A 7,193-nucleotide genomic window follows, 5' to 3' on the forward strand; every position below is an offset into this window, starting at 1 on the left:
GCGAACGCTGGGTAGGATCGCCCGCGGACGGCTCGACCCGGACTGTGCGAAGGTGGTGCGAACTGTTGGATGTGAGCAGATCGCTGGCCCGCCAATCGCTGGTGGTCGCGGCCGCGGCCGCGGCGGTCGATGCCGCGATGTTGACGTTGAATGGGATCTTCGCGGTGGCCCCGTGGCAGGCCACCGCAGTGCTGATCGCCATCGTCGCGGCCGATCTCGCATTGGCCGCGCCGCCGCGCACCGCCGGTGCGGTGGCCTTGATCCAGGTGGCGCTGCGACTGGCCGAGGCCCTGATGCTGCACCGACACGGCTTTGCCGCACGCTTCGCCGACGTCGGCTTCTTGGTGGCGGGATATCGAGCCGGCGCCTGGATGGTCGGTCCGAAATCGGTGCTGACCGTCTTTACGATGAGTGCGGGCTTCGCGAGCGCGCATCTGCTGATCAGCAGCAATACCTCACACGATTGGCGGCTGCTGCTGGCGTCGACGGTGTCGGTCGGTGTGGTGCCATGGCTGGTCGGTCGGTATACGGCGGCGCGGGGCGCGTATATCGCCGATCTGGAGCAGCAGGCCAAGTTACGTGAACAGGAGCAGCGGACCGCACTCGCCCGCGCCGTCGCCGAGGAACGCGCCGCCATTGCCAGAGATCTGCACGATGTGATCTCCCATCACGTCAGCGCCATCGGTATCCATGCCGGTGCGGCGCGAATCGCCATGGCCGACACCGGGAATGCCGCGGCCACCCGATCGCTGACCGCGGTGGAATCGAGTAGCCGTGCGGCCATGGTCGACCTGCGTCGCCAACTCGATCTGCTACACGGGCGCGAGGAGGACGGGCAGCGCCAGCCCGGGCTCGCCGATATCGAGGATCTGCTGGAACGGGTGCGCGCGGCAGGTCTGGCCGCCGATTTCATCGTGCGCGGTGCGGCCGTCGAGCTGCCGGATTCGCTGAATCTGACGCTGTATCGCATCGTGCAGGAGATGCTGACCAATGCGCTGCGCCATGGCGACGGCGCGCACGCGCAGTTGGTCGTGGACTATCAGCCGAACCGGGTGGTGTTGGAGTCGATCAATCCACTCGCCGACACCGCCGATATGGGCGATACGGCGGAGCACCGTGGACTCAGCGGGATTCGTCAGCGCGCCGAATTATTCGGCGGCGAACTGCGATTCGGTCCGGACGATGCGCAAACCCATTGGCACACCAGGGTTGCCATGCCGATCGGAGGTTCGTGAACGCACCGGTCCGCGTATTGATCGCCGATGACCACAGCATGTTCCGCTCCGGACTGCGCGCGGTCGTCGACAGTCAGGACGATCTCGAATGCGTCGCCGAGGTGGGCGACGGTCGCAGTGCCATCACCGAAACCGCCCGGCTGCGCCCGGATGTCGCGATTCTGGATGTGCGCATGCCGAAGCTGGACGGACTCGCGGCCACTTCGGCAATTGTCGCGGCGGGCGGCACCCGCGTCCTCGTACTCACCACCTATGACAGTGACGCCAACCTCTACCGCGCACTGCAGGCCGGGGCCAGCGGGTTCCTACTGAAAAGCCTGCCGCCGGAGGAACTGGTGGCCGCCATCCGAATCGCGGCCCGTGGTGATGCCCTGATCGATCCGTCGATGACGCGACGGTTGATACTGCGGTTCGCGGGCACGCTGGCTCCGCCGGACACCCCACCAGAGGTGCAGCAGTTGACCGCCCGGGAGCGAGAAGTATTGCTGCTTCTGGCCGATGCGCGCAGCAATGCCGAGATCGCCGCGGCACTCGGCGTCGGCGAAGAGACGGTCAAAACACACGTATCCCGAGTACTCGCGAAACTCGGTGTGCGCGACCGCCTTCACGCTGTCGTGTACGCACACAAGCACGGCCTCGTCTCCCCACACGGCGGCTAGTGCCGCGTATTTCGCTGTTGACGTCCCGGACCGCCGGAACACGCTATTGCGCGCGGTTAACTCAGGCACCGGTTCGCGCGATAATCTCCAGTGAAGCCCCGGACCATCCCCTTCGGCCCGGGGCTTCGCCCCGCATCGGGACGCATTGCATGGCACGCTGGCGTCCGTGTCTGAATCGCCGAATCTCACAGATCAGGGCCGGATCGCGGCAGTACTGCGTTTTACGACCGAGCTCATCGCCTGGGTCGCGACGCCATGGGCGCTGGCTGGGCATTCGGTTGTGCTGGCCGTGTTTTCGGTGATTGCGCTGATCGGGCTGCCCACCGTGTTCGCCACGCCCGGTGACAAGAAGCAGGTGCTTGTCGCCGTACCGGGGTGGGGCACCATCGCGCTGGTAGTTCTGCAACTGGTCGCGGCGGTCGTCGCGGCCTGGATGGTCTGGCCGGTGTGGCTCGCCGTCCCGGTAAGTGTGTTGGCGGTGCTCACCGCGATCGTGGAGCTGCCGCGCTGGCGCTGGCTGTGGCGTGCCGGCGGTCTCGTTATCCGGTGATGGTCGCGCGGACGAAATTGTGGTCGGAGAGGCCGTCGACCGCCACGACGGAGGCGTCCTGGACGGTCGTGCCACGCACGATGACATGGTCGATGAACTGCGATTTGGTGCCTGATGTGCGCGGACGGGTCGGCGCGGAGGCCGGTGGCAGCTCGGCGATGGTGAAGTCGGGGCCGAGTGCGGATGCCACTTCAGCGCGGTCGATATTGAAGTCGCCGAGTAGCACCGTGGCACGGTCCGGTGGCGCGAGTTCGGCCAATCGGGTCAGCTGGCGGGTACGGCGCAGATCACCGGTCACATGGGTTGCCACAATGATCACGCCCGCCGTTTCGACGGCGAGTGCGCCGTTGCCGGGATCGTTTTCGAACGATTCGGCCGCGATTTCTCGGCCCGGTTCGTCGAGGACCAGGACGAGATGTTCGGTGGGATCTCGCAGTGCGGTGGTTCCATTGCGCGGTCGCGGGACGCGCGGATAGCGCAAGGCGTGAATGTCCTTGTCGGACAATGATGATCGCAGGTTCGCCAGTTGGTCGCCGCTGACCTCCTGTAGCGCGATGACCTGTTCGGGCCGTTCGGCGATCCAGGCAGTTACCGCGGCAATGCGCGCCACTTCATCGGGCCAGCGGGTCGCGATATCGGAGCTCCAATTCTCCGCGTGCACACGGTGCAGGACATTCCAACTGGCCACTGTGATCACAGTTCACGATGCTAATGCCGTATTCGATGTCATCGGCGAGCCGGATGGCCTTGTCCGCCTGGGCGAATGCGTCGTCCCACCGCGCACGCGCTCGACCTCGAGGTCATGCTGTCCATCGGCGGCCGGGAACGCACCGCGGCCGAATACGGCGGCGGCTTTTCAGCTGCGCCGGGTGGTCGCCACGGCAGGGTCGCATTCGATTGTCGAGGCTAGAACTCGCCACTGGTCGCCGGATCGGCCAGCGCGCCCTCCGCGGTCCGTAATCGGTCGGTGAGTGCCGTGAGTAGGTCCATGGACTCGGTGGATAGGCCGAGCGCCAGCTGCACCAGGCGGCGTAGCGGACGACTCTTGATCTGATCGGCCACCAGAAGGTCGTGGTCACCAGGTCTATCGAGGTAGTCGAGATTCACGGCGCGGTTCTCACAATCTGTCAGCTGCTCGGTGGATTACCCGTCGCTCCAGCGGTTAGTCGCGCTACAGCAGGTACGGCCGTCGGACCTCGATGCGCAGGTCATCCGGTGCGAACACCACGAAACTGTGACGCACATCGCACAGAGTCCTTCGCTGTGCCGTGGTCGAATGTTTCGCGGTTCGTCCGGCGTTGATCATGGACATTAGCGTCTAATATTCCGGCAAGCGGAGGCTACCCCTCCGATCGACCCTACCGAAGGGCAGAACAGTGGCGTTCGCGGACTATCAGAACGAGATCTACTTCGCCGCCCTCGGCGGACACGCCCCGGAGTTCCCCATGGACTTCGCGACGCTCGAGGCGAAGGCATCGGCCGCACTGCCCCCTACGCTGCACTCCTATATCGCGGGCGGAGCCGGTGACGAGTTGACCCAGCGGCGCAATGTCGAGGCATTCGAGGACTGGGGTGTGCTGCCGCGGATGCTCGTCGGTGCGACCGAGCGCGACCTGTCGGTGCACGCCTGGGGACTCACCTTTCCCAGCCCGATCTTCATGTCCCCGGTCGGCGTGATCGGTTTGGTCGGCGATAAGCACGGCGACATCGCGGTCGCCGAGGCGGCGGCGAAAACCGGTGTGCCCGCGGTCTTCTCGACGCTCATGGAGGATCCACTGGAGGAGGTCGTCGGTCACGCGGGTGCGACGCCGAGCTTCTTCCAGCTGTACACACCGAAGAATCGCGACCTGGCGGCGAGTCTGGTGAGCAGGGCCGAGGCGGCCGGATATCGCGGCATCACGGTCACCTTGGACACCTGGGTTCCGGGCTGGCGGCCGCGTGATCTGTCGATCGGGAACTTCCCGCAGTTGCGCGGGCACGTGCTGAAGAACTACACCTCCGATCCCGTTTTCCAGAAGATGGTCGGCTCGGACGATCCGCAGTCCATCGTGCTGCACTGGGTGCAGACCTTCGGAAATTCGCTCACCTGGGACGATCTCGAGTGGCTTCGGTCGCTGACCGAGTTGCCGATCGTCCTGAAGGGCATCTGCCATCCCGATGACGCGCGCCGCGCGATCGATGCTGGCGTCGACGGCATCTTCTGCTCGAATCACGGTGGGCGCCAAGCCAATGGCGGTCTGAGCGCACTGGAGACGCTGCCCGGGGTGGTCGAAGCCGTTGCCGACCGGGTGCCGGTGCTTTTCGATTCCGGTGTGCGGTCGGGCACCGATGTGATCAAGGCGCTCGGCCTGGGTGCGACGATGGTCGGCATCGGCCGTCCGTATGTGTACGGCCTTGCGCTGGGCGGGGTTTCGGGTCTGGTGCACGTGCTGCGGATGATTCTGGCGGAGGCGGATCTGCTCATGGCGGTGAACGGCTATCCGGATATCGCCGCGGTGCGCGAGAATATCCGGCCGAGGCGCTGAATTACGGTGTCATCAGGCTGATCAGGAATCGGGTTAGCACCTCGGTGATCCCGGCGAGGTCGGTCTGCTCGTCACCGGTGCTCCACTGGTGTACCAGTGCGAGCAGTGCGCCGAAGTATCCGGTTACGGCCGTGTGGAAGCCACCCGGCGGCTCGAAATCGGGTCCGAGCGCCCGCCGCATTTGGTCCTCGAAGAAGTCCATCCACAGCGCCCGCTGCTCCATCCTGCGCTGCTCGACCCGCTCACCGACCCCGACGACCTCCACATGCGCGATCCGGGCCACGCGCGGGTCACGTCCGATCGCTTCCGCGTAAGCCCGCACCGCCGCCTGTGCCAGGCCGACCGCGTCACCCGATGCCGCCGTCCCGGCGGTGACCGCCTGCCTGGCCTCGGTCTGGATCCGGTCGTACACCGCGATCAACAGATCCTCGCGGTTGTCGAAATGCTCATAGAACTGGCTGCGCGCCAATCCGGCCGCCCGGCACAGCGCGGTAATCGAACTGTTCTGGTAGCCGCTCTCCCCGAATACCACGACCCCGGCGGCCAGAAATTGCTCTCGCCGCTGCGCACGGCGGTCGGCGACAGGCCGTCCGTCGTACATCCGCGATGAGGAGCCAGCAGGCATCCGAGGACCATACCGGTCCTACCCAGCGGTGTGCGCCGCACGCGCAGTGCCACTACCGTAGGTCGGCGAGTCCGGACCCCGATCGCTGGGAGATGAGCGTGCCTGTATCGACGATCGAGAACACGGCGGCGCCGACCGCGGCGCCGACCGAGCCCGAAAGCCGCACCATTCCCGCCTCGGCGTTCTGGGTGATCTCGATCCTCGGGACGGTCGCCGGTGTGTACTACATCCACCAGGTGCGCGAAACGATGCAGGTCATGATGCATCTGATGGATCTGGGCGTGTATCAGATCGCCGGGCACCGGGTGGTCGACGGTGCCTCCATCTACGACACGCCGCTGCTTGGGCACACCCGCGGCGTCTGGGAGTTCGTCTACACGCCGTTCGCCGCGCTGCTGTTCGTCCCGCTGGTCAATCTGCACGGTGAGGTCTTCACCTATGTCGGTGCCTTCGGCAACTTCGCCATGCTCACAGCGTCGGTGTGGGCGGCACTGTCGATGCTCGGCTACCGACGCGACCTGCGGTTGGTGCTGATCGGCGTGCCGATCGCCGGCCTGCTGATGTGGTGCGAGCCGGTGCGCGAGACCATGGCCTTCGGTCAGATCAATATCTTGTTGCTGTTGCTGGTGCTCGCCGATATGGCGCTGCCCGATACCTCGCGCTGGAAGGGCGTGCTGACCGGGATCGCGGCGGGCATCAAACTCACCCCCGCCTTCTTCGTGGTCTATCTGCTGGTCACCCGCAAGTATCGGGCGGCCGTGACGGCCATTGCCGCATTCGCGGCGACCGTGCTCGTTGGTCTCGCGGCCATGCCCAAGGACTCGCTGACCTTCTGGAGCGGTGCATTCGCCGACCCCAAGCGCGTCGGTGTGCCGGATAATCCGCGCAACGAATCACTGCGCGGCCTGCTCGCGCGCACCGTCGGTGTCGAGGGTGTGCACCAATTGCTTTGGCTGGCAGGTGCTTCCGCTATTGCCGTGGCCTGCCTGTATCTGGCACGTCGGCTGTCGCTGACCGGATGCGAACTGCCCGCGGTGGTGCTTGTCGGACTCACCACCACCGCGGTGTCCCCGTACAGCTGGGTCCACCACTGGGTCTGGCTCGCACCTCTGCTGGTCTATCTGGCAGACCTCGCCTTGCGCAGACGCGGTGCGGTCGCGTCGATCGGGCTGCTCATCGCAGTGATGGTCGCATCCGGAGGTGTGATCGCCTTCTTCGACCCGACCATGAGCAGCATCTACGACTATCCCGCGGGAAGCCACCTCGCGACATTCGTCCACAACGGATACATCTGGCTGACGCTCGCATTGTTCGGCGCAGCCGCCGTTGCGCTGCGACATTCGGCACGTGACCCGCTGCGACATTCGGCACGCGACGCGCTACCCGCCGCGGCGCGGTAATCAGGACTCCGAACCGGAAGCCTCCGCCTTCCCCTGTTCCGCGACCGCGGCGGCGTGTTTGCCCGAGCCCCAGCCGACGTGCAATTCGGAGCGCATGCGATCGGCCATGTGCGGGTAGTGCAGCTCGAATGCGGGACGCTCGGAACGGATTCGGGGCAGTTCGTAGAAGTTGTGCCGCGGCGGCGGGCAGGTGGTGGCC

Annotated in this window: 9 protein-coding genes and 1 pseudogene; 6 read left to right on the plus strand and 4 right to left on the minus strand. The window is 65.8% G+C overall.

Going from position 1 to position 7,193, the window contains the following annotated elements; genetic code table 11:
- Nucleotides 1-71: 71 nt before the first annotated feature.
- The 3 genes from AB0J47_RS40255 (at nt 72) to AB0J47_RS40265 (ending at nt 2,444) form a co-directional block, all read left to right on the plus strand.
- Entirely contained in the window at nt 72-1,235 is a 1,164-nt protein-coding gene (locus AB0J47_RS40255) for a histidine kinase (RefSeq protein ID WP_364359318.1), read from the plus strand.
- Complete coding sequence (locus tag AB0J47_RS40260) at nt 1,232-1,894, plus strand: response regulator transcription factor (protein WP_364359321.1); 663 nt, start codon at nt 1,232-1,234, stop codon at nt 1,892-1,894. Before AB0J47_RS40255 ends, AB0J47_RS40260 begins: the two co-directional genes overlap by 4 nt.
- A 166-nt stretch (nt 1,895-2,060) precedes the next feature.
- On the plus strand, nt 2,061-2,444 hold the full coding sequence (locus AB0J47_RS40265) for a hypothetical protein (protein WP_364359324.1): 384 nt from the start codon (nt 2,061-2,063) through the stop codon (nt 2,442-2,444).
- Here AB0J47_RS40265 and AB0J47_RS40270 read toward each other — a convergent pair.
- A complete protein-coding gene (locus AB0J47_RS40270; protein ID WP_364359327.1) occupies nt 2,434-3,141 on the minus strand; it encodes an endonuclease/exonuclease/phosphatase family protein in 708 nt (235 codons plus the stop codon). The two genes, AB0J47_RS40265 and AB0J47_RS40270, sit on opposite strands and share 11 nt — an antisense overlap.
- A 66-nt stretch (nt 3,142-3,207) precedes the next feature.
- Between AB0J47_RS40270 and AB0J47_RS40275 the strand changes: the two genes are divergently transcribed.
- Nucleotides 3,208-3,354 carry a hypothetical protein gene (locus AB0J47_RS40275; RefSeq protein WP_364359330.1) on the plus strand — a complete coding sequence of 49 codons (147 nt, stop codon included), beginning with the start codon at nt 3,208-3,210 and terminating at the stop codon, nt 3,352-3,354.
- On the opposite strand, the gene AB0J47_RS40280 is transcribed toward AB0J47_RS40275, so the two are convergent.
- On the minus strand, nt 3,351-3,551 hold the full coding sequence (locus AB0J47_RS40280) for a hypothetical protein (RefSeq protein WP_364359333.1): 201 nt from the start codon (nt 3,549-3,551) through the stop codon (nt 3,351-3,353). The genes AB0J47_RS40275 and AB0J47_RS40280 overlap by 4 nt on opposite strands.
- 269 nt (nt 3,552-3,820) lie before the next feature.
- Between AB0J47_RS40280 and AB0J47_RS40285 the strand changes: the two genes are divergently transcribed.
- Nucleotides 3,821-4,969, plus strand: coding sequence for an alpha-hydroxy-acid oxidizing protein (locus tag AB0J47_RS40285; RefSeq protein ID WP_364359336.1), 1,149 nt, complete (start codon nt 3,821-3,823; stop codon nt 4,967-4,969).
- A gap of 1 nt (nt 4,970) precedes the next feature.
- On the opposite strand, the gene AB0J47_RS40290 is transcribed toward AB0J47_RS40285, so the two are convergent.
- Nucleotides 4,971-5,594, minus strand: a complete 624-nt coding sequence (locus AB0J47_RS40290; RefSeq protein ID WP_364359339.1) for a TetR/AcrR family transcriptional regulator — start codon at nt 5,592-5,594, stop codon at nt 4,971-4,973.
- A 98-nt stretch (nt 5,595-5,692) separates the two neighbouring features.
- Between AB0J47_RS40290 and AB0J47_RS40295 the strand changes: the two genes are divergently transcribed.
- Nucleotides 5,693-6,994, plus strand: coding sequence for a glycosyltransferase 87 family protein (locus AB0J47_RS40295; RefSeq protein WP_364359342.1), 1,302 nt, complete (start codon nt 5,693-5,695; stop codon nt 6,992-6,994).
- Here AB0J47_RS40295 and AB0J47_RS40300 read toward each other — a convergent pair.
- A pseudogene (locus tag AB0J47_RS40300) lies at nt 6,995-7,193 on the minus strand (hypothetical protein); the annotation flags it as partial.

This window comes from Nocardia sp. NPDC049737 (assembly GCF_040674755.1).
Taxonomy (GTDB): domain Bacteria; phylum Actinomycetota; class Actinomycetes; order Mycobacteriales; family Mycobacteriaceae; genus Nocardia.